The organism is Sphingomonas sp. BGYR3 (genome assembly GCF_025153455.1).
Lineage (GTDB): Bacteria > Pseudomonadota > Alphaproteobacteria > Sphingomonadales > Sphingomonadaceae > Sphingomonas.
In genome coordinates this window covers 370,391-391,548 of record NZ_JANZNT010000001.1, presented here as the reverse complement: position 1 = coordinate 391,548, position 21,158 = coordinate 370,391, and the positions used below count along the sequence as shown (strand labels likewise).

The window sequence follows — 21,158 nt, the reverse complement described above, 5'->3', positions numbered from 1 at the left end:
CTGCTATGGGGGCAGATACCGACCATCGATGGCATGACGTTGCGGCAAGCGCGCTTGAATGGTGGGCGGATGCCGGCGTCGATCAACTGGTCGAAGAGACGGCGGGCGGCTGGATCGCCCCCCCAGTCCCGGCAATGGCCGCCGCGCCTGCCGCACCCTCGGCCATCCCGGTCAGTGATTCGCCCCTGCCCGGCGACTGGGCATCGTACATCGCCTGGCGGCTGGGTCCGGATGCCCCGGATGCGGCATGGCCCGGCCGCGTTGTCCCGCCGTCCGGCCCGGTCGATGCGGAATGGCTGATCCTCAGCGACGTCCCGGAAGGCGAGGATGTGGATGGGCCCTTGTCCAGCGGAGCGGTCGGCCGGTTGACGGACAATATCCTGGCCGCAATCGGCATCGACCGCGCTACGGCCCATATCGCTACGCTGGCGGTCAAGGCCCCGGCGACCGGACAGATCCCGGCCGAACAGCTCCCCGAATTCGGGCGGATCGCGCATCATCTCCTTGCGATCAGCGGGGCTCGGCGCGTCCTGGTTTTCGGCCAAGCGACGAGCCGTGCCTTGTTCGGGATCAATGATCGGGCGGAACGTGGACGTTTACGCGCGGTTAACCATGATGCGCGGAAATTGGCGGTTGTCGCAACTCACGCCCCCCGCTTCATGGTCGAACGACCGCGCGTGAAGGGTGAGGTGTGGCGCGATATCCAGTCCTTGATGCGGGGGTTGCAATGAACGGCGCGGTGAAGGGAGTGGCGGTAGCGATCGCCCTCCTGCTGTCCGGCAATGCCCTGGCGCGTGAGGTCGCGCCCGCCGACGAAGGCGTGCCGCAGCGCGAAACGCCCGGTATTGCGGCACCCGCAATCCTGACGCCGGAACAGGGCGCATCCTATCGCGCGATCCTGACGGCGATCCGGGCGGAACGCTGGACCGACGCGCAATTGTTGATCGACGGCATGACGCCGGGCGTCCTGCACCCGGTGATGCGGGCCGAACTCTACACCGCGCGCAATTCGCCAAAGGTCGAGATGCCGGCACTGCTGGCGCTGCTGAACGAGGCGCCGGAACTGCCGCAGGCGGAACAGATCGCCCGGCTGGCCGTAAGCCGCGGTGCCACCGCTCTGCCGAATCTGCCTGCCCAGCAGCGGCTCGTCTGGTACGATGCCCCGCCCAGCCGCCAGCGTGCCCGCGCACTGAGCGATGCGGCCTCTGCCCAGCTGGCAGAGGCGATGAAGCCGTTTATCAAGGCGGATGACGGCGTTTCTGCCCGCGCGTTGCTGGATCAGCATCGCGGGCGGCTGACACCCGAGGCGCTGACCGAGTGGCAGCAAAAGATCGCGTGGATCTTTTACGCTGCCGGGGACGACGAAAACGCAGCCTCGATCGCGACCGAGGCAAGCCGCGGTGTCGGCCCGTGGCAGGTTCAGGGCGATTGGGTGCTTGGCCTGGCCAGCTGGCGGCGCGAGGATTGCCGGACGGCTCAGGCCGCGTTCGAGCGGGTCGGCCGCAACGCGCCCGATGTCGAGATGCGTTCGGCGGGCCTGTTTTGGGCCACCCGCGCGGACATTGCCTGTGGCGAGCCGCAGCGGGTTCAATCGCGGCTGCAATCCGCGGCGCAATATCGTGAAACCTTTTACGGCCTGCTGGCTCGGCAATCGCTGGGACTGACCGACAACACCGCCAATGCCAAGGTGCTGGGCGCGTTGCCACTGGGCGATCTGGAGCGCCGGGCAAACGTGCGCGTGGCCGCCGCATTGGTTCAGATCGGCGAACTCAAGCTGGCCGACGCAGTGCTGCGGCATCAGGCAAAGATCGGCCCACGTAATGAACACGCCGCGCTGATCACGCTGGCCGGTGCGCTCGATTTGCCTCAGACGCAGCTGTGGTTGTGCCACAATGGCCCGGCGGGTGTGAACCTGGTGGCGCAGGCGCGCTATCCCGCCCCCAAATGGAAGCCGGAGGGCGGATGGCGCGTCGACAAGGCGCTGGTCTATGCCCACACGCTTCAGGAATCACGGTTCAATCCGGATGTGGTCAGCCCCGCCGGTGCCTTTGGCCTGATGCAGGTGATGCCGGCCGCGGCCATCGATGTGGGCCGGACCAAGGGGATGAAGATCGAACGCGCGGACCTGGCCCAGCCATCGGTGAACATGGAGGTCGGCCAGACCTATCTGGAACAGCTGCGCGACCGCCCGTTTACCGCCGGCCTGCTGCCAAAAGTGATCGCCGCCTATAACGCCGGTCCGACGCCCGTTGAGACGTGGAACGTCACCGTGCGGAGCAAGGGCGATCCGCTGCTGTACATTGAAAGCATCCCATACTGGGAAACGCGCGGCTATGTGATGACCGTGCTGCGCAACTACTGGATGTACGAACAGCATGAGGGTCGCGCCTCGGCCAGCCGTCAGGCGCTGAGCCAGGGGATGTGGCCCCGCTTTCCCGGCATGGCCGGGGCACCCGCGGTTCGCATGACCGATACCAGCGCCGGACGGATCGTCGGTGCCAATTGATCAGGGGCGGGCGTTCATTCCCGTCCGCATTGCCGTCCTCACTATTTCCGACACGCGCACTGCGGCCGATGACCGGTCGGGCGATACGCTGGTTGAACGGCTGACGGATGCGGGCCATGTCCTTGCCGCCCGCGCCATCGTGGCGGACGATGTCGCGCTGATCGTTCGTCAGCTGAACGAATGGATCGACGATCCGTTGGTTGATTGCGTCCTGACCACCGGCGGCACTGGCGTTACCGGCCGCGATGTGACGCCAGAGGCGATCGAGCAGGTCCAGGACAAACCCATTCCGGGCTTTGGCGAATTGTTCCGCTGGCTCAGCTTTCAGACGATCGGCACGTCAACCATCCAGTCGCGCGCCTGTGCCGCCGTCGCGCGCGGCACCTATCTCTTTGCATTGCCCGGATCGACCGGCGCGGTGCGCGACGGATGGGACGGTATCCTGCGCGATCAGCTCGACAGCCGCCACCGCCCCTGCAACTTCGTCGAACTGATGCCCCGGCTGCGCGAACGCTGAACCAGCCAGACCAGGCCAAGCCCCGCTCCGATCATCAGGAACGGCATGGCGGGATAGTGATACCGGGTCTGTCCGGTGAACACGAACGCCAGTGCGGTGGTCAGCACTGGGACGGCCAGCGCAACCGTCATCGCCGACTGGTCCAGCCTCCGCCGCCACAATGCCGCGATGCTAGGTGCAAACCCGATTGCCGACAGGCCCAGGATCGACAGGTACACCAGCTGATTGCCCGCCTGCGCGACCCGCCACAGGCCGGACCGGTCCGGATAGCTGGCGTGCAGCGACCAGAAGGCGTCGGTATCCTTGGCCCATAACAGGACCACCTTGCGCACCCCCAGCATGGCCCATTCCGCCGGATGCTGAACGATCCAATCGATCGCCATCCGTTTCAGACGCGCGTCCATCTCCACCTGCCGCTCGATCCGCTGATCGAACGACAGTCCGGTCTGTGCCCACAGGGGCGATTTCTCGACCTGAAAATAGCCACCCGTGGCCAGATCGTTCGCACCGGCCTGTAACGCGATGCCGCCATTGGTGGATACCAGCACCGGCGCGCCAAGCTGTTGCTGATTGCGCATCGTCCACGGGGTCACCACCACCGCCATTCCCGCCACCGCCAGCAGCATCGTTGCCAGCGCCCGCCGCCAGCCAAACGCACGCAGCGACAGCCACATCGTCGGGATCAGCGCCATGCACACGAACATCGATTGCGGCCGCATCAGCGTGGCCAGGCCCAGCAGCAGGCCAGCGACCACCGCCATGCCGGCCCTGCCCCGACCAAGGATCAGCGCAGCCACCCCCGCCATCAGCACCGCCGTGCTGGTCGTTTCCGCCGCCAGTACGCCGGTATAGACGATATGCGCCGGATAGACGGCATAGAGCAGCATCGACAGCACTGCCGCCTGCCGCGTTGCGCCCAGCCCACGCGCCATCGCTCCGATCAACGTGGTGATGGCCGCCGAAGCCATCAGGTTCGCAATCAACGGTCCCGTCAGCGTCGGGCCGGTCAGCATCAGCGCGCCTGCCAGCAGCGCTGGATAACCGACGGGCCAGAACGCAGTAGGATGCCCGCGCTCCTGATATCCCATGCCAGCCGCCATTTCCTGAGCGCGCAGCAGATACCATGCCCCATCCGAATCCGGCGTCACCGGCACGGCCAGGATAAAGATCGCGCGCAGGATCACCGCCAGCAGGATAGCGGCAACGAACGGAACTCTGCGCGTTGTCCAATCCCTGCTCAACCGCGATGAACCATCCAGCATGATCGTCCCTTCGCGGCCGATGCTACCGGGCCGTCCCCTGCCGGGCGAGCGTCGCGCAGCATCGGATGGTTTCAGGTCGGGACATTAACGACGAATCTGCCTTGCCCGGCAGCAATGTTCTGTTTATGTTCCGCCTATGACCAGGCGCAATGCGCGGGGCGCAACCCACAACCCGGTTCCCCAACGGTTCGGTCTGGCCGACCGGCAGGCGGACGGCGACTGGCTGGACGAACAGGCGCTGATCGACGGCGAACCCCGCCCGGTCCGCACCTCCGTCACCGTCGAGAATCCCCCGACCATCATCACCCGCAATCAATCGCCCGACGTCCCCTTCGACCGTTCGATCAATCCCTATCGCGGCTGCGAGCATGGCTGCATCTATTGCTTCGCGCGGCCGACCCATGCCTTTCACGACCTGTCGCCCGGCCTCGATTTCGAAACGCGGCTGTTTGCCAAGCCGGACGCCCCAGCCCTGCTGCGGGCAGAGCTTTCCCGTACCGGTTATCAATGTCGTCCGATTGCGTTCGGTACCAATACTGACGCCTATCAGCCGATCGAACGCGAATGGCGGATCATGCGCGGGTGCCTCGAAATCCTGGCGGAATGCCGCCATCCGCTGACGATCACGACAAAGTCCGACCGGGTGCTGCGCGACCTTGACCTGTTGCAGCCCATGGCGGCGCAGGGCCTGTGCGCCGTCATGATCTCGATCACTTCGCTTGATCCGCGGATCACCATGACGCTGGAACCGCGCGCGCCGCATCCCGAAAAGCGGCTTGCCGCCATAGCAAAGCTGACGGAGGCGGGCATTCCCGTGTATGTCTCGCTGTCCCCCGTCATCCCTGCGATCACCGACGGGGAGATGGAAGCGATCCTGTCCCGCGCAGCCGAAGCGGGGGCGCGCTCGGCATTCTTCATGCCCGTCCGCCTGCCGCACGAGGTCGCGCCGCTGTTCCGGGCGTGGCTTCAGACGCATTACCCGGACCGGGCGGGCAAGGTGATGGCGATCATCCATTCACTGCGCGGCGGGCGTGACAACGATCCGGAATTTTTCAGCCGGATGCGGGGGCAGGGCGAATGGGCCACCCTGCTCCGCACGCGGTTCCGGATCGCCAGTCGCCGGCTCGGACTCACCAGCGATCGGCTGGACCTTCGCTGCGACCTGTTCCGCCCGCCCGCCGGGCCACAGGGCGATCTGTTCGCCTGATCAGGCGGCGATCGAATATCCCTTGAACTGCTCACGGATCGCTGTTTTCAGCAGCTTGCCGGTCGCCGTATGCGGCAGGCTGTCGACGAAGTGTACCTCGTCGGGCAGCCACCATTTGGCGACGTGCTGCGTCAGATAAGCCTGGATCTGTTCTGCTGTCACCGTGGTATCGGGCTTGCGGACCACCAGCAGGATCGGCCGCTCCTCCCACCGCGGGTGGTGAACGCCGATCGCCGCCGCCTCCGCCACGCCGGGGCAGCCGACAGCAGCGTTTTCAAGCTCGACCGAGCTGATCCACTCGCCGCCGGATTTGATCACGTCCTTTGATCGGTCGGTGATCTGCATCGTGCCATCGGGGTGCAGGATGGCGACATCCCCCGTATCGAACCAGCCATCAGGGGTCAGGCAGGGGCCGTCGCCATCCTTGAAATACTGCTTGATGACCCAGGGGCCCCGCACCTGCAGCTGCCCGGCCTGTTGTCCGTCACGCTCCAGTACACGGCCCTGCTCGTCCACGATCCGCATCTCGACGCCATAGGGCACGCGGCCCTGACGGCACACCTGGTCGACCTGCTGGTCGAAACTCAGGTCATCCCAATCGACTGAACGCTGGCCGATCGTGCCGATGGGCGATGTTTCCGTCATGCCCCAGGCATGATTGACGCGGACACCCATCCGCATCAGCCGCTCGATCATCGACCGCGGTGCCGCCGACCCGCCGATGGTCACGACCTTTAGGTGACGCGGCTCCTCCCCGGTCGCATCCATATGCTGAAACATCGCGAACCACACGGTCGGCACTCCAGCCGAATGAGTCACCCGTTCCCGGTTCATCAGTTCGCACAGCAGCGCAGGCTCGTTCACAGTGGAAAAGACCAGCTTCAGGCCAACCGCCGGCGAGGCAAAGGGCATGCCCCAGCCCACGGCATGAAACATCGGCACGATCGGCATGGCCACCGATCCAGCCTCCAGGTCAAAGACCGAAGGCTGCAATTCGACGAGCGCATGCAGCGTGGAACTTCGGTGGCTGTAAAGCACGCCCTTGGGATTGCCGGTGGTGCCGCTGGTGTAACACAGCATGCATGGGTCGCGCTCATCGCCCTCGACCCACGTATAATCACCATTTTCCCGTTCAATCAGCGCCTCGAACCCGATGTCGCCGTCGGTATCGGTCGGGCCAGGATCATAGCAGACATAATGGCGGATCGTATGCCAGTGCGGCTTCATCCGTTCGACCAGCGGCGCAAAGGCGCGGTCGTACATCAGCACCACATCCTCGGCATGATTGCCGATAAAGGCCAGCTGATCGGGGAACAGGCGCGGATTGATGGTGTGGACGATGCCGCCCATCCCGATCGCCCCGTACCACGTCACCAGATGGCGGCTGTGGTTCATGGCCAGCGTGGCGATCCGGTCGCCCGGCTTGCAGCCCAGCCGTTCCAGCGCCTGCGCCAGCCGCCGCGCATCCTGGGCAATGCCGGCCCAATCGGTGCGCGTCTCGCTGCCATCGGCCCAGCGGGTCACGATTTCGCGCGATCCATGTTCGCGTTCGGCATGATCAAGCAAGCGCATCACGCGCAGCTCGAAATCCTGCATCGATCCCAGCATCTGTCTCTCCGTCCGGTTATCCCGCGACGGCAAGCCGTCCCGGTCTGGCGACTTCGATCGTCGCTTTGGACACATCCTGCAGCGTCTCGATGGTCGCGGCAAGGCCGGGATCCAGCCGGAAGCCGGAACCGAGCCATAGCCGCGCGCTATTCCCGTCACTGGTCGGCACGGTCAGGTGAACGGCCGACTTGCCTCCCGTGGCAATGGGCGCCAGCAGTTCCTTCACCGCCTCTAGCGCCGCGATGCTGGTCAGTTCCACCTCCAGCATCAACCGCATATCGGCCGCCACCGCGTCGATCCGCCGCGCACTGCGAACGGTGACGCGGGGCATTTCCTCGCCCGGTTTGCGATCCAGCTCGACCGTCAGCAACGCGCAGCCGCCCTCGCGCGCAATCTCGCCCATGGCGTTGGCGGCATCCTCGTCGAAACAGGATGCAACGACCCCGCCAGACGCATCGGACAGATTCGCCATGACATAGCTGTTGCCGCGCGCCGACGTGCGGGACCGGCAATCCTCGATCAGCGCGGCGACTACAGCGGTGGCTCGGCCGCCCTCGTCGATCTTGACCTCGCCCAGCGTCGCGATGGCCCGTGCGCCGTTCAGCCGCGCCTGTGCCGCATAGCGATCGGCCGGATGGGCGGAGAAATAGAAGCCAAACGCCTCTCGCTCGGCATTGACCCGTTCCGTCGGCGTCCATTTCGCGCTGTCGGGCAACTGGATATCCGGTTCGGACGCCATCGCCGCGCCGAACAGGCCGCCCTGCCCGCTGGTCCGCCCCTCATGCGTGCGTTGTGCCACCGCCATGATCGTTTCGGCAGCCGCGACGACCCCGGCACGGTTGGCGTTGAGCGTATCGAACGCACCCGCTCCGGCCAGCGTTTCCACTTGCCGCTTGTTCAACGCCCGCGGATCGACGCGCGCCGCGAAATCGTCGAGCGAGGCAAAGGAACCATTGGCCTCCCGCTCCTCGACGATCTGCTCCATCGCTCGTTCGCCGACACCCTTCAGCGCGCCAAGGGCATAGCGCACGGCCAGTGCATCGCCATCGACCTCTACCGAGAAATCGGCGCGGCTGGCGTTGACGCACGGGGGAAGAGCGGTGATGCCCAGCCGCTTCATGTCATCCGCGAAAATGGCGAGCTTGTCCGTCTGATGGATGTCAAAGCTCATCGAGGCGGCGAAGAATTCGTGCGGATAATGCGCTTTCAGCCACGCGGTCTGATAGGCAAGCAGGGCATAGGCCGCTGCGTGCGACTTGTTGAAGCCATATCCGGCGAACTTGTCGATCAAATCGAACAGCTCGTTCGCCTTGGCCGGCTTGATCCCGTTATGCTTGGCCGATCCCTCGACGAACGTGGCGCGCTGAGCGTCCATCTCCGCCTTGATCTTCTTGCCCATCGCGCGGCGCAGCAGGTCGGCACCGCCCAGCGAATATCCGGCCAGCACCTGTGCGGCCTGCATCACCTGTTCCTGATAGACGAAGATGCCATAGGTTTCCGCCAGGATCGGCTCCAGCAGCGGATGGGGATAGGTGATTGCCTCCTGCCCGTTCTTGCGCCGGCCGAAACTGGGGATGTTATCCATCGGACCGGGGCGATAGAGCGAGACGAGCGCAATGATGTCGCCGAAATTGGACGGCCGCACGGCCGACAGGGTGCGCCGCATCCCTTCGGATTCCAGCTGGAACACGCCGACCGTGTCGCCCCGCTGCAGCAGGGCATAGGTATCGGCATCGTCCCAGGACAACGCGTCGAGATCGACCGATATGCCCCGCAGCGACAACAGCCGCACTGCTTCCTGCAGCACGGACAGGGTTTTCAGGCCCAGAAAGTCGAACTTCACCAGACCGGCCTGTTCGGCATATTTCATGTCGAACTGCGTCACCGGCATGTCCGACCGGGGATCGCGATAGAGCGGGACCAGCTCCGCCAGCGGCCGGTCGCCGATCACCACGCCGGCGGCGTGGGTCGAACTGTGCCGGGGCAGCCCCTCCAGCCGCATCGCCAGGTCGAACAGGCGGTGGACCTGATTGTCGTTCTGATATTCGGCGTGAAGCTCGCTCACCCCGTTCAGCGCGCGCTCCAGCGTCCAGGGGTCCGTCGGGTGATTGGGCACCAGCTTGGTCAGCCGGTCGATCTGGCCATAGCTCATCTGAAGCACCCGGCCGGTATCGCGCAGCACGGCGCGCGCCTTCATCGTTCCGAACGTGATGATCTGCGCCACCTTGTCCGCGCCATAGCGTTCCTGAACATAGCGGATGACCTCGCCGCGGCGGGTTTCGCAGAAATCGATGTCGAAATCGGGCATCGACACACGTTCCGGGTTCAGGAACCGTTCGAACAGCAGGCCCAGCTTGATGGGGTCAAGGTCCGTGATGGTCAGCGCCCATGCGACGACCGATCCCGCGCCCGATCCGCGGCCCGGCCCGACGGGAATCCCCTGTGCCTTGGCCCATTGGATGAAATCCGCGACGATCAGGAAATAGCCGGGAAAGCCCATCTGGATAATGACGTCCAGCTCGAACGTCAGCCGTTCCCGATAGGGCGCGGCCCAATCATCGGTGACTACGCGCCCCTCCAGCTCGGCAATGCGATGCAGCCGCAGTTCCAGCCCGGATTGCGCCTGTTCGCGCAGCATCGCGGCCTCGCCATCCCGGTCTCCGGCCAGGCTGGGCAGGATGGGCTTGCGCTTGGGTGCGGCAACGGCGCACCGCTGCGCGACTACCAGCGTGTTGGCAATCGCCTCTGGCAGATCCTGAAACAGTACGGCCATGTCGCTGGCCGGCTTCATCCAGCTTTCGCGGGATGAACGGACCCGGTCTTCGCTGGCAATGTAGTCCGAATGCGCGATGCACAGCATGGCGTCATGCGCTTCGTGAAAATCATTCTCGGCATAACAGCACGGATTGGTCGCCACGATCGGCAGATTGCGATCATAGGCCAGATCGATCAGGGCGCGTTCGGCGGCCTGTTCCACCGCGTCGCCGCGCCGGCTGATCTCGACATATAGCCGATCGCCGAACATCGCCTGCAGCCGGTCGGCATAGGCGCGGGCGTGGTCGGCCTGTCCCTCGGAAAACAGCCGGGCCAGGGCGCCCTCGCCCCCGCCGGTCAGGGCGATCAGCCCGTCCTTGTGCTGCTCAAGGAAAGCCAGCGTGACATGCGCATCCAGCTCGATCGGACGCCCCAGATGCGCCTGACTGACCAGGGCGCACAGATTGTCATAGCCGGTCTGATCCTGTGCCAGCAGCGGCAACCAGTCGATGGCGGGGCGATGCTCCCCTTCCTGCCCCGGCCGGGCCACGGCCAGCAACGTCCCGATGATCGGCTGAACCCCCTCGCCCCGCGCCGCGTCGCTGAACGTCATCGCAGCGTACAGGCCGTTGCGATCGGTCAGCGCAGCGGCAGGGAAACCCAGCGATCGTGCCCGCTTGGCAATTGCCTTTGGCTGGATCGCCCCTTCCAGCATCGTGTAAGCGGAAAAGATGCGCAGGGGGACAAAACCGGAATGAGCCATGTCCCGTTCTACCCGTCCCAGCCCCCGATCGAAAGGGCGCAGCCGGGCTTATCCACAGCCAAGTTCAGCAGGGTTCAGCCCAGCAACCGCTCGATATCGGCGCGGATCGCATCGGGCGCGGTGGTCGGCGCATAGCGTTCCACAACATTACCAGCACGATCCACCAGGAACTTGGTAAAATTCCACTTGATCGCCTGACTGCCCAACACGCCCGGCGCCTCTGCCTTCAGGTGGCGAAACAGCGGTGCGGCATCATCGCCATTCACATCGATCTTGGCAAAGACGGGAAAGGTGACGTCATAGGTCAGGCTGCAGAAACTGGCGATTTCCGCTGCATCGCCCGGCTCCTGCGCGCCGAACTGATTGCAGGGAAAGCCGAGGACGACCAGACCGCGGTCCTGAAGATCGCGGTACAGCGCCTCCAACCCCTTATACTGCGGCGTGAACCCGCATTTCGACGCGACATTCACGATCAGCAACACCTTGCCGCGATGGTCGGCCAGCGTCGTTTCGGTGCCGTCGGCCCGCCGGATGGGCAGCGTGAACAGGTCGGTCATTGCAGCACTCCTTCATGCAGGCGCACGACGCGGTCCATGCGGGCCGCAAGCCGCTCGTTATGCGTGGCGACGAGAGCCGACGATCCTTCGCCCCGCACCAGCGCCAGAAACTCGGACAGCACGATATCCGCCGTCGCCTCGTCCAGGTTGCCCGTCGGCTCGTCGGCCAGCACCAGGGCCGGGCGGTTGGCCAGCGCCCGCGCCACGGCAACGCGCTGCTGCTCGCCGCCCGACAGCTGGCTTGGCCGGTGGGTCAGCCGCTGGCCAAGGCCAAGGGTTGTCAGCAGCGCCTCGGCCCGGGTTCGCGCGTCCGCATCGCTCGTCCCGTGAATCAACTGGGGCAGCACGACATTCTCGGTCGCGTTGAAATCGGGCAGCAGGTGGTGGAACTGATAGATGAAGCCCAGCCGGTCACGCCGCACCATCGTGCGGCCATGGGCATCCAGGCTTGCGACCTCCTGCCCCGCAATGCGGATCGACCCTTCGAACCCGCCCTCCAGCAGTCCGACCGCCTGCAGCAGCGTCGATTTGCCCGATCCCGATGGCCCCAGGAGGGCCACGATCTCGCCCGGCGCGATGCTCAGATCGACGCCGCGCAGCACTTCGATCTCCGCGCCGCCCTGTGAAAAGGTGCGCTTGAGCTGTGTGGTCTGAAGAACGGCTTCACTCATAACGCAGCACCTGAACGGGGTCGGTGCTCGCCGCCTTCAACGCCGGGTACAGCGTCGCCAGCACGCACAGGATAAAGGCGAGGACGACGATGCCGATCACTTCGGCCGGGTCGGTCTTGGCCGGCAATTCGGTCAGAAAACGCATTTCGGGGTTCCACACCTCCAGCCCGGTGACCAGGCCGATGAACATGACGACCTGTTCGCGAAAGGTGATGAACAGGAAACCCAGCGCCAATCCGGCAAGGATGCCCAGCGTGCCGATGGTCGTGCCCACCGTCATGAAAATGCGGATAAGGCCGCTGCGCGTCGCGCCCATGGTGCGCAGGATCGCGATATCCCGCGTCTTGGCCCGCACCAGCATGATCAGCGAGGACAGGATGTTGAACACGGCCACCAGGATGATCAGCGACAGCACGGTAAAGCTGACGACGCGGTCGATCGATAACGCCTCGAACAGCGAGGAATTGAGCATCCGCCAGTCGACGATCTGCGCCCGGTCGCCGACCGATTTGGCCAGCGGCGCGATGATCGAACCGATCCGGTCGGCATCGACGCTCTCCATCTCGATCATGCCGACCGAATCGCCCATCAGCAGCAGCGTCTGGGCATCCTGCATCGGCATGACGACGAACGCCTTGTCGTAATCGTACAGGCCAACCTCGAAAATGGCGACGACGCGATAGCTGACGATGCGGGGCACGGTGCCGAAAGGCGTCGTCGGCCCCTGCGGACTGATCAGCGAAATCTCGCTCCCCACGGTGGCGCCCAGCGACTGGGCAAGCCGCGATCCGATGGCGACCGTCGACTGGTCCGGCGTCAGGGCATTCAGGTTGCCCTGAAGCACACTATCGCGGATCGTGGGGTTGGACCGGATATCGGAAATCTGCATTCCGCGGACCAGCACGCCCTCCACCCGGCCGGAATAGCTTGCCATCAATGGCTGCTCGATCAGCGGGGTTGCAGAGGTGATGCCCGGCGTCGCCCGCGCCTCCCCGACAATTTCCCGCCAGTCGGGCAGGCGGCCATTATACCCCTGCACCACGGCGTGACCGTTCAGGCCGACGATCTTGTCGAACAGTTCCGCGCGGAACCCGTTCATCACGCTCATCACCACGACCAGCGCGGCAACGCCCAGCATGACCGCGGCCAGGCTGATCCCGGCGACAAGAAAGATGAACGCCTCGCCCCGGCCAGGCATCAGATATCGCCGGGCGATCATTCGCTCGTACCGCGACAGGATCATGGGGTGAGCAGTTCCTTGAAACAGGGCATGGGTCGGTCCGCCATTGGCTTAGTCACCGCACCGGACAGGCGCAATCACCGTGTTGCCGATTCATCACAGGGTGACGTCATTATGCTGACTGCGGCCTGTACGGCGCTGACAAGGACCGGCTTTGGCGATAGGACGCCCTTACGAAACACAGGCAGCAACGGCCGTGGTTCGGGGAGGCTCGATCGCCCCGCCTGATCTGGGGACAGGTGTGCGGGCGTAGAGCTGAACAAAGGGGGCTGACGAGCATTCGTCACGCAGGCGCCCGGGTCGGAAACGGCCCGGGCGTTTGTCTTTTCCGGGAACATCCCGCCGCTGCGTTTCAGCCTGAATAAAAAATGGGGCAGAACCACCGGCTCTGCCCCAAGGGTCGCAGCAGGTCAGAAGGATTTGGACAGGGTCAGGCCATAGGTCTGCGGATCGCCGATCTGCCCCGCGATCAGACCGGTATTGCCGCCCGTGCCGGCCAGCAGGAAGTCGACGTAATTCCGGTCGAAGGCGTTACGGACCCAACCGAACAGGTTGAATTCGTCCGCCCGGTAGCCAAGCCGGAAGTTGTGCAGCGAATAGCCATCGACATTGGTGTAGATCGATGGCGAGGGATTGGACGACCAGCTGGAACGCCCACTGCCATCATAGCCGAGGTAGAATTGCCCATCCGTGCCGAACAGCTTGGCAGGCAGGTTATACTCCGCGCCCCATGATGCCGCCCATTTCGATACGCCGGGCAGCGTCGATCCCGAAATGTCGACAAAGGGCGGGCTGACAGCCCCCGCCACGCCCGGCGCACCGATCGCGCCGGTATAGGTGCAGCGACCCGTGACGACGATGCCCGTGCTGCTGCCGCCGGCCAGTTCCGGCGGCGGCGGTGCGTCGCAAAAGCTGGTGAAGGTGGCGTCGGTATAGGCAAGGCTGACATAGGCATTCAGCCGCTCGCTCGGCCGCACCGACAGGTCGGCCTCCACGCCGCGGGACCGGACCCGGTCGGCATTGGCCAGGTAGCCGCGCACGGTGCCCAGCTGACCATTGCTGACACTGGCCTGGAAATCCTTGATCTCGGTCCAGAAGCCGGTGACGTTGAACGTGACCTTACGGTCAAGGAACTGGGTTTTCAGGCCGATTTCGAAATGATCGACCTTTTCCGGCTTGATCGTGAACACGGATTCGATCGGCGCCCCGTTGGCGTCCGCCGGCACACCGTTCAGGTTGATGCCGCCCGTCTTGAACGACCGCGCATAGGTGGCATAGGCGTTGATGTCGTCGGCCAGCTCATAGCGCAGGTTCAGGTCGTAGGAGAGGTTCCACGCGCTGAATTCCGGTTCAAAGAACTGCGATGCCTGAATGCCGCGAGCAGCGGCGATCCATGGGTCGGTGTAATAGGGCGAACCGGGTACCGGAGAGACGATCTGCCGCGTTCCGTCGGACGCATTGCCGGTGACGACCGAATCGTACAGGCCCTGTTTCTTGTCGTAATTGACCCGGATGCCGGGCGACACGACGAACCGGTCGGTCACTTCCCAATTCAGCTTGCCGAACAGCGCCAGGCTGGTGTTGTCCAGCCGGATGTCGTTGATGGCGAGCAGGTTGTTCAGCACGGCCGGATTGTTCGACAGCGCGCTGGTGGGGTTCAGCAGCCACTTGCTCGCGGCCGGACCGGCCTGCTGAATGCCGCTCGTCCGGATTTTCTGGTGAAAGGCGAACAGGCCGATGACGTAGTTATAGCCCTGACCATTATGGTTGAACCGGAATTCCTGCGAAAACTGGTCCTGCTTGGTCGGGTTGTTCACCTTGGTATAAACAGGCAGGCCGGTGTAATCGCGGTCGTTGGCCGGGCCCCAATCCCAGTAACGCCACGCGGTAATCGACGTCAGCGTGTTGGCATCGTCCAGATCCCAGATCGCACGCGCCGACAGGCCGCCATGCTCGTTCCGGGCGGTTAGCTCCGCGTCCACATCGGTGGTCCGGTCATAGGGATTGACGTTCGGCAGCGGATAGCTGGCCAGCGGATAACCGGGGAAATAGGTCAGCAGCGCCGGAAGCTGCCGGTTGGCGGCTCGCTGGGTCGGCCCATAGCTGAAGAACGGCAGCGCGCAGCAGACGGGATCCTGCAGATTCCAGTCGCCGGAAAAGGTCACGCGCAGATCGTCCGTCGGTTTCCACAACAGCGATCCGCGAAACCCGATATTGTCGATCGACTGAATATCCTGATTGGTCGCAATATTCTGAATGGTGCCCTGGCGGCTGGTGGTCGCAACGCTGATCCGCGCGGCCAGCTTGTCCGACAGCGGGCCGGAAATCGACGCCTTGCCCTGCTTGAAATTGTAATTGCCGAACGAAACCTCTGCCCTGCCCGTCAGGTCAAAGGTGGGCGCAGCCGTCGTGATGTTGATCGCACCCGAAGTCGTGTTCTTGCCGTACAGCGTGCCCTGTGGCCCGCGCAGCGTCTCGATCTGTTCGATGTCAACGAAATCCAGCGTCGCCGATGCGATCCGGTTGTAATAGACGTCGTCGATATAGATGCCGACGCCCTGTTCGAACCCGTCATTGGTCAGGCCGAACGGCGCGCCGATCCCGCGGATGTTGATGAAGGTGTTGCGCGGGTTCTGCGAATAGAATTGCAGGGTCGGCTGAAGCTGGGTCAGCTTCTGGATATTGTACGCGCCCTGCGCGGTCAGCGTCTCATCCGAAAGCACGGATACCGCAACCGGGATATCCTGCACATTTTCCGAACGACGCCGTGCGGTGACCACGATCGCGTCCTGATCGGCCGCCGGATCGGGTTCGCCATCCTCTGCTGCGGGCTGCGGCGCGACGGTGATGACCGGAACCCGAACCGGATCAGACGGCGCACTGATCGCAGTGCTCCCCAACAGGGCAAGCGATAGAGACAGAACGGACATGATTACCCCGCAAAATGACTGTTACACCCTTTCTCCTATCGGGGTAGTCTGGTTTAGGAAGAAAGGAAGTTTGCAGGATTGCCCAAGCCTGGCTTTCTCCCCCGCCAAAACAGTACGCCAACCGTCTGTTTTCCGGTGGTTTTGCGATGGTTGAAAACGGCCCGTCAATTCCCATCTGTACCACGTGACGGGTGCCTTTCGGACCCGATCACACCGGCGCTGCGAATGGTTCGGGCGCCAGATGACGTGAATTGCTCATTGGAGGATTACCAGATGCGTCAGATCGATTTTACCCCGTTTCGCCGTTCGGCCATCGGATTCGACCGCCTGTTCGACATGCTCGAAGCAAGCGCACGACAGGCCCAAACAGAGAATTATCCGCCCTTCAACCTCGAACGGATCGAGGACAATCACTATCGCATCACGATCGCCGTCGCCGGGTTCAAGGCCGACGAGATCGATATCACTGCCCAGCAGAACCTGCTGCTCGTCAGCGGACGTAAGGGGGATGGCGATGGGGACAAGGAGCGGGCGTTCCTGCACCTCGGCATTGCCAATCGCAATTTTGAGCGCCGCTTCGAACTTGCCGATTTCGTTCAGGTGAAGAATGCCGACCTGTCGGACGGCCTGTTGACCATCGATCTGGTGCGCGAGGTGCCGGAGGCGATGAAGCCGCGCAAGATCGCCATCGGCGGCAGCACGGCGTCGACTACGCCCGCCATTGAGCACGCCGACTGATCCAGCGATCGCTGCGTTTGCTCCCTTTTCGACGCAGCGAGGGGGTGCCCGAACCAGTGGTTCGGGCGCCCTTCTTTACGTCCGATGGTGCAAGGGACCGATCAGACGAGGCGCGATTGCTTGACCGCAGCGCCGATGAACCCGGCGAACAGCGGATGCGGATCGAACGGCTTTGACTTCAGTTCCGGGTGGAACTGCACGCCGATGAACCAGGGATGGTCCGGCCGCTCCACGATTTCCGGCAATGTCCCGTCCGGTGACATGCCCGAAAACACTAGGCCATCCTTTTCAAGGACCTCGCGATAGCCGGTGTTCACTTCGTAGCGATGGCGATGCCGCTCCGAAATGTCGTTTGTGCCATAAACCGATGCGACGACGCTGTTGCCCGCCAGCTTGGCCGGATAGGCGCCCAACCGCATGGTGCCGCCAAGGTCGCCGCCCGCTTCCCGCTTTTCAAGACCGGTCGCGGTCATCCATTCAGTGATGAGGCCGACGATCGGCTCGCCAGTCTCTCCGAATTCTGTGGTCGATGCGTTGGCCAGACCCTGATCGCGCGCGGCTTCGATGCAAGCCATCTGCATCCCAAGGCAGATGCCAAGGAACGGGACATTGCGTTCGCGCGCAAAGCGGACCGATGCAATCTTGCCCTCGCTGCCCCGTTCGCCAAAGCCGCCGGGCACCAGAATGCCGTGCATCGGCTCAAGATGCGCGGTCAGCTCGCTTTCCTCCCGCTCGAACAGTTCGGCATCGAGCCAGCGGACATTGACCTTTACCCGGTGCGCGATCCCGCCATGGACCAGCGCCTCCTGGAGCGACTTGTACGCATCGGGCAGGCCGACATATTTGCCGACGACGCCAATCGTCACCTCGCCCTCGGGATTGTCGAGCCGCTCCATGATGCCGCTCCAGCGGCTGAGGTCGGGGCGAGCGCCCGGCTCCATGCCGAATGCTCGCAATACCTCTTCGTCCAGCCCTTCGGCATGATATTGCAGCGGCACGGCATAGATGCTGCGGGCATCTAGCGCGGGGATCACTGCTTCCTTGCGGACGTTGCAGAACAGGGCGATCTTGCCCCGGTCGCTGTCGGGCAGCGGCTTTTCGCAGCGGCAGACCAGCACGTCCGGCTGCACGCCCAATGCCGCCAGCTCGCGCACACTGTGCTGGGTCGGCTTGGTCTTCAATTCGCCGGCTGCAGCAATGTACGGCACCAGCGTCACGTGGACACTGATCGACTGGCCACGGCCCAGTTCGTTCTTCAGCTGGCGGATCGCCTCGATGAACGGCAGCGACTCGATATCGCCGACCGTGCCGCCGATCTCGCACAGCACGAAATCCAGATCATCGGTATCTGCGGTGGCAAATGCCTTGATGGCGTCGGTCACGTGGGGGATGACCTGAACCGTCGCGCCCAGATAATCGCCGCGACGTTCGCGTTCGATGATCGTTTTATAGATGCGGCCCGACGTCACATTGTCGGATTGCCGCGCGGAAACGCCGGTAAACCGCTCATAATGGCCCAGATCGAGGTCGGTTTCGGCTCCGTCGTCGGTCACATAGACTTCGCCATGCTGATAGGGGCTCATCGTCCCCGGATCGACGTTCAGATAGGGATCGAACTTGCGGATCCGCACGCGATACCCGCGCGCCTGCAGCAATGCCGCGAGGCTCGCTGCCATAAGACCCTTGCCGAGCGAGGAGACCACGCCGCCGGTGATGAAGATATACCGCGCCATGGGAGGTAACGCCTAATCCTTTGGAACGAACAAGGGCAAGCGCCCGAATCCGGACGATGCGAAAAAAAACACGGCGGCGCCCGCTGCGGGCACCGGCCTGTCGAACGATTATTGCTGCAAGGGCACCGAATCGCCGGCCGGCGCAGCGGCATTGCCAGTCGCGTCAACAGCCGGCGCTCCGCTGGTCGGCGCCGGCGCACTGACCGGCGCGGGATCGCGGGCCAGCGAGGTATCCACCCGATCATTGCCCTTCGACGCGGCCAGGAATGCCAGCAGGATCGCCATGCCGATGAACAGCGCCGCCAGGATCGAGGTGGACCGCGTCAGGAAATCCGCCGCGCCGCGTGCCGACATCAGGCCCGACGGGCTGCCGCCCGTGGTCAGGCCGCCGCCCTCCGAACGCTGCATCAGGATGACCGTCACAAGCAGGGCCGCGATGATCGCGTGAACGACAAGAAGAAAGGTGAACAACATGGCGGATCAGTCGGTCCTGTCAGGAGATGCAGGTGGCGCACATAGGCGAGCGGCGCGCGGCGATCAACCGGGGGGCTGATCCCACGTTGCGGTTGCGGGGAACCGCGGGCTGTTACGGGACGTTACAGGAACGATCTCTTTGCCCGGATGGGCCAGTAATGGTGTGAACATGGCCGAAATGATGCTTCAGGATCGACCCAACGCAACCGCCGACCGGTTGGCCGAATGGTGCAACGCGCTGATCGGTTATGTCCGTTCGGGCCATCCCGATCTGACCAATCGGCAGATGGCGTTGCTGATGACCGTCCACCTTCAGGAAGGGCCGCATACCGTGCGCGGGCTTGCGCGGAATCTGAACGTCTCTAAACCGGTGATCACACGCGCCTTGAACCGCTTGGGGGCACTCGGCTATCTGCGCCGCCAGCGCGACGATAGCGACAAGCGAAATATCTTCGTGGCGTGCACCGAAGAAGGGGCGGCATTTCTTGACGAAATCGGACAATTGCTCGGTCCAGCGGACGCCGAACGACACGGTCGACGCCGCGTCGCCGGTTGAGCGTTTCCATCTGGACGGCAAATCGCGGGCCTATGACCCGCGGGTAACACCGGCACGGCGCGACTTGGTCGACGTCCGTCTGGCGGGCAGCATCTTTGCGCCGCATTATTCCCGCGCACTGACGGCGGTTGCCAGCGCCGACTTGCCGTTATGGCCGACCGCGCAGATGGACGGGGATCCCCTGTCCATTGTGCTGGACGGGGAGCCGTTCGAGGTGCTGGAGGTGGCGGCGGATCGGGCCTGGGGCCGCGCGGCGGATGGCTCGGTCGGCTATGTTGCCGCCAGCGGGCTGGATGCCGATGTTCCGCCACGCGCCCTGCCCGCGCCGCTGCCGGGAACGCCTGCGGAGCGTGCCCGTCATCTGCTTGGAACGCCGTATCAGGCGGGCGGGCGTTCCTTCGCCGGGGTGGACACGGCTGGTTTCATCTTCCTGATTCTGGGCGGCAGTGTCGGAAAACCGCGTTTCCGGCCGATGCAGGACGAAGCGGGCACCGCGGTCGAGCGTTCGGCGGTGCAGCCCGGCGACCTCCTGTTCGCGACCGATAGCGCAGCCGTGCTTGTCGACGACCAGAGCGTCGTGACGGTCGATCCAGCCTCAGGGGTCATCGAATTGCCGCTGGCCGAATGGCTGGCGCAGGTGGGCGAGGTTTCGGCGCGGCGGGTCCGGGCATGACCGCCTCGCTGTTCATCGACGGCGCTGTCGGCACCACCGGCCTTGAAATCCGCGACCGGCTGGCCGGCCGGCCGGAATTTCAGCTGATCCTGCTGGACGATGCTGACCGCAAGGATGCGGGCCGCCGGGCTCAGGCGTTGAATGATGCCGATTATGCGATCCTCTGCCTGCCCGACGATGCGGCGGTAGAGGCGGTTTCGCTCGTCACCAATCCCCGGACGCGGATCATCGACGCCTCGACCGCGCATCGGGTTGCCGATGGCTGGACCTATGGCTTTGCCGAGCTTGAGCCGACCCAGCTTGCGGCGATTGCCGATGCGGGCCGCGTCGCCAATCCCGGTTGCTGGCCGACGGCATATCTTGCCCTTGTCCGCCCCCTCGTCCGGGCCGGCATCATCCCTGCGCAATGGATGCTGTCGGCGGGCGGTGCGTCCGGCTATTCCGGCGGCGGCCGCGCGATGATTGAGGAATTCGAAAGCGGAAAGGCTGCGACCGGCTATCGCGCCTACGGCCTCAATCTGGCGCACAAGCACCTGCCGGAAATGCAAAAACATTCGCGCATGGAACACGCACCGGTGTTTCAGCCCGCCGTTGCGGCAACCTATCGCGGGATGCTGCTGGAAGTGCCGTTGCCGCTGGCCATGCTGCCCCGCGCGCCATCCGTCACGACTATCGAAAACGTGCTGAGAGAGGCGTATCAGAACGCGCCGCTGATCGACGTAGCTACCGCCGACGAAGCGCAGCTGATGATCGAGGAAAATGCCGGCACCGACCGGATGACGCTGCGCGTTTTCGGCAATGATCGCGGCCCCGCTCGGCTGGTTGCAACGCTGGATAATCTGGGCAAGGGCGCGGCCGGAGCGGCGGTCCATAACCTCAACATCATGGCCGGTTGTGATCCACTTTCGGGGCTGTCGCTTTAACCGGCAATCGTACCGCATACGAAAAAATCGCATCCTGCGGGTTCGC

17 protein-coding genes are annotated in these 21,158 nt (G+C 64.2%); 8 read left to right on the top strand and 9 right to left on the bottom strand.

The genetic code is table 11. The features are described from left to right. Positions 1-5 precede the first annotated feature (5 nt). Genes NYR55_RS01740 through moaB form a run of 3 tightly spaced genes read left to right on the top strand, consistent with a single transcriptional unit; the run spans position 6 to position 3,023 of the window. Positions 6-731: a uracil-DNA glycosylase gene (locus tag NYR55_RS01740; RefSeq protein ID WP_260019528.1), complete on the top strand. Its 726-nt coding sequence runs from the start codon at positions 6-8 to the stop codon at positions 729-731. Then, on the top strand, positions 728-2,506 hold the full coding sequence (locus NYR55_RS01735) for a lytic transglycosylase domain-containing protein (RefSeq protein WP_260019527.1): 1,779 nt from the start codon (positions 728-730) through the stop codon (positions 2,504-2,506). Before NYR55_RS01740 ends, NYR55_RS01735 begins: the two co-directional genes overlap by 4 nt. After that, the gene (gene moaB, locus NYR55_RS01730) at positions 2,496-3,023 is read left to right on the top strand and encodes a molybdenum cofactor biosynthesis protein B (protein WP_260019526.1); all 528 of its coding nucleotides are present in this window, start codon (positions 2,496-2,498) and stop codon (positions 3,021-3,023) included. The genes NYR55_RS01735 and moaB overlap by 11 nt, the downstream gene beginning before the upstream one ends. Here moaB and NYR55_RS01725 read toward each other — a convergent pair. Continuing rightward, positions 2,957-4,285, bottom strand: a complete 1,329-nt coding sequence (locus tag NYR55_RS01725) for a hypothetical protein (RefSeq protein WP_260019525.1) — start codon at positions 4,283-4,285, stop codon at positions 2,957-2,959. The two genes, moaB and NYR55_RS01725, sit on opposite strands and share 67 nt — an antisense overlap. A gap of 136 nt (positions 4,286-4,421) precedes the next feature. On the opposite strand from NYR55_RS01725, the gene NYR55_RS01720 reads away from it, so the two are divergent. Then, the gene (locus NYR55_RS01720) at positions 4,422-5,492 is read left to right on the top strand and encodes a PA0069 family radical SAM protein (RefSeq protein WP_260019524.1); all 1,071 of its coding nucleotides are present in this window, start codon (positions 4,422-4,424) and stop codon (positions 5,490-5,492) included. On the opposite strand, the gene NYR55_RS01715 is transcribed toward NYR55_RS01720, so the two are convergent. The 6 genes from NYR55_RS01715 to NYR55_RS01690 all read right to left on the bottom strand — a co-directional run bounded on the left by NYR55_RS01715 (position 5,493) and on the right by NYR55_RS01690 (position 15,985). Then, a complete protein-coding gene (locus NYR55_RS01715) occupies positions 5,493-7,100 on the bottom strand; it encodes a long-chain fatty acid--CoA ligase (protein WP_260019523.1) in 1,608 nt (535 codons plus the stop codon). A gap of 16 nt (positions 7,101-7,116) precedes the next feature. Further along, positions 7,117-10,617 carry a DNA polymerase III subunit alpha gene (dnaE, locus tag NYR55_RS01710; RefSeq protein ID WP_260019522.1) on the bottom strand — a complete coding sequence of 1,167 codons (3,501 nt, stop codon included), beginning with the start codon at positions 10,615-10,617 and terminating at the stop codon, positions 7,117-7,119. 74 nt (positions 10,618-10,691) lie between these two features. Beyond that, entirely contained in the window at positions 10,692-11,174 is a 483-nt protein-coding gene (locus NYR55_RS01705; protein ID WP_260019521.1) for a glutathione peroxidase, read from the bottom strand. Beyond that, on the bottom strand, positions 11,171-11,845 hold the full coding sequence (locus NYR55_RS01700) for an ABC transporter ATP-binding protein (protein WP_260019520.1): 675 nt from the start codon (positions 11,843-11,845) through the stop codon (positions 11,171-11,173). The genes NYR55_RS01705 and NYR55_RS01700 overlap by 4 nt, the downstream gene beginning before the upstream one ends. Continuing rightward, the gene (locus NYR55_RS01695) at positions 11,838-13,088 is read right to left on the bottom strand and encodes a lipoprotein-releasing ABC transporter permease subunit (RefSeq protein ID WP_260019519.1); all 1,251 of its coding nucleotides are present in this window, start codon (positions 13,086-13,088) and stop codon (positions 11,838-11,840) included. Before NYR55_RS01695 ends, NYR55_RS01700 begins: the two co-directional genes overlap by 8 nt. Before the next feature lie 407 nt (positions 13,089-13,495). Then, positions 13,496-15,985 carry a TonB-dependent receptor gene (locus NYR55_RS01690; protein WP_260019518.1) on the bottom strand — a complete coding sequence of 830 codons (2,490 nt, stop codon included), beginning with the start codon at positions 15,983-15,985 and terminating at the stop codon, positions 13,496-13,498. A gap of 303 nt (positions 15,986-16,288) precedes the next feature. Here NYR55_RS01690 and NYR55_RS01685 point away from each other — a divergent pair, with 303 nt between their 5' ends. After that, the gene (locus NYR55_RS01685; protein ID WP_260019517.1) at positions 16,289-16,753 is read left to right on the top strand and encodes an Hsp20 family protein; all 465 of its coding nucleotides are present in this window, start codon (positions 16,289-16,291) and stop codon (positions 16,751-16,753) included. A gap of 101 nt (positions 16,754-16,854) precedes the next feature. Here NYR55_RS01685 and NYR55_RS01680 read toward each other — a convergent pair whose 3' ends face one another. Next, positions 16,855-18,486, bottom strand: a complete 1,632-nt coding sequence (locus NYR55_RS01680) for a CTP synthase (RefSeq protein WP_260019516.1) — start codon at positions 18,484-18,486, stop codon at positions 16,855-16,857. Positions 18,487-18,594: 108 nt separating this feature from the next. Next, a complete protein-coding gene (gene secG, locus NYR55_RS01675) occupies positions 18,595-18,957 on the bottom strand; it encodes a preprotein translocase subunit SecG (RefSeq protein WP_260021521.1) in 363 nt (120 codons plus the stop codon). 181 nt (positions 18,958-19,138) lie between these two features. On the opposite strand from secG, the gene NYR55_RS01670 reads away from it, so the two are divergent. The 3 genes from NYR55_RS01670 to argC are packed head-to-tail and all read left to right on the top strand — an operon-like array spanning position 19,139 to position 21,112. Continuing rightward, positions 19,139-19,516, top strand: a complete 378-nt coding sequence (locus NYR55_RS01670; RefSeq protein ID WP_260021520.1) for a MarR family transcriptional regulator — start codon at positions 19,139-19,141, stop codon at positions 19,514-19,516. Beyond that, positions 19,446-20,189, top strand: a complete 744-nt coding sequence (locus tag NYR55_RS01665) for an NlpC/P60 family protein (RefSeq protein WP_260019515.1) — start codon at positions 19,446-19,448, stop codon at positions 20,187-20,189. Before NYR55_RS01670 ends, NYR55_RS01665 begins: the two co-directional genes overlap by 71 nt. Further along, positions 20,186-21,112, top strand: coding sequence for an N-acetyl-gamma-glutamyl-phosphate reductase (gene argC / locus NYR55_RS01660; RefSeq protein ID WP_260019514.1), 927 nt, complete (start codon positions 20,186-20,188; stop codon positions 21,110-21,112). Before NYR55_RS01665 ends, argC begins: the two co-directional genes overlap by 4 nt. Positions 21,113-21,158: the final 46 nt, after the last annotated feature.

What these genes read in the sequence shown, in the direction of transcription:
- NYR55_RS01695 (WP_260019519.1), bottom strand. Translation starts at nt 13,088, where the DNA reads ATGATCCTGTCGCGGTACGAGCGAATGATCGCCCGGCGATATCTGATG.
- NYR55_RS01680 (WP_260019516.1), bottom strand. Translation starts at nt 18,486, where the DNA reads ATGGCGCGGTATATCTTCATCACCGGCGGCGTGGTCTCCTCGCTCGGC.
- NYR55_RS01670 (WP_260021520.1), top strand. Translation starts at nt 19,139, where the DNA reads ATGATGCTTCAGGATCGACCCAACGCAACCGCCGACCGGTTGGCCGAA.
- NYR55_RS01700 (WP_260019520.1), bottom strand. Translation starts at nt 11,845, where the DNA reads ATGAGTGAAGCCGTTCTTCAGACCACACAGCTCAAGCGCACCTTTTCA.
- NYR55_RS01725 (WP_260019525.1), bottom strand. Translation starts at nt 4,285, where the DNA reads ATGCTGGATGGTTCATCGCGGTTGAGCAGGGATTGGACAACGCGCAGA.
- NYR55_RS01705 (WP_260019521.1), bottom strand. Translation starts at nt 11,174, where the DNA reads ATGACCGACCTGTTCACGCTGCCCATCCGGCGGGCCGACGGCACCGAA.
- NYR55_RS01740 (WP_260019528.1), top strand. Translation starts at nt 6, where the DNA reads ATGGGGGCAGATACCGACCATCGATGGCATGACGTTGCGGCAAGCGCG.
- argC (WP_260019514.1), top strand. Translation starts at nt 20,186, where the DNA reads ATGACCGCCTCGCTGTTCATCGACGGCGCTGTCGGCACCACCGGCCTT.
- dnaE (WP_260019522.1), bottom strand. Translation starts at nt 10,617, where the DNA reads ATGGCTCATTCCGGTTTTGTCCCCCTGCGCATCTTTTCCGCTTACACG.
- NYR55_RS01685 (WP_260019517.1), top strand. Translation starts at nt 16,289, where the DNA reads ATGCGTCAGATCGATTTTACCCCGTTTCGCCGTTCGGCCATCGGATTC.
- NYR55_RS01720 (WP_260019524.1), top strand. Translation starts at nt 4,422, where the DNA reads ATGACCAGGCGCAATGCGCGGGGCGCAACCCACAACCCGGTTCCCCAA.
- NYR55_RS01735 (WP_260019527.1), top strand. Translation starts at nt 728, where the DNA reads ATGAACGGCGCGGTGAAGGGAGTGGCGGTAGCGATCGCCCTCCTGCTG.
- NYR55_RS01715 (WP_260019523.1), bottom strand. Translation starts at nt 7,100, where the DNA reads ATGCTGGGATCGATGCAGGATTTCGAGCTGCGCGTGATGCGCTTGCTT.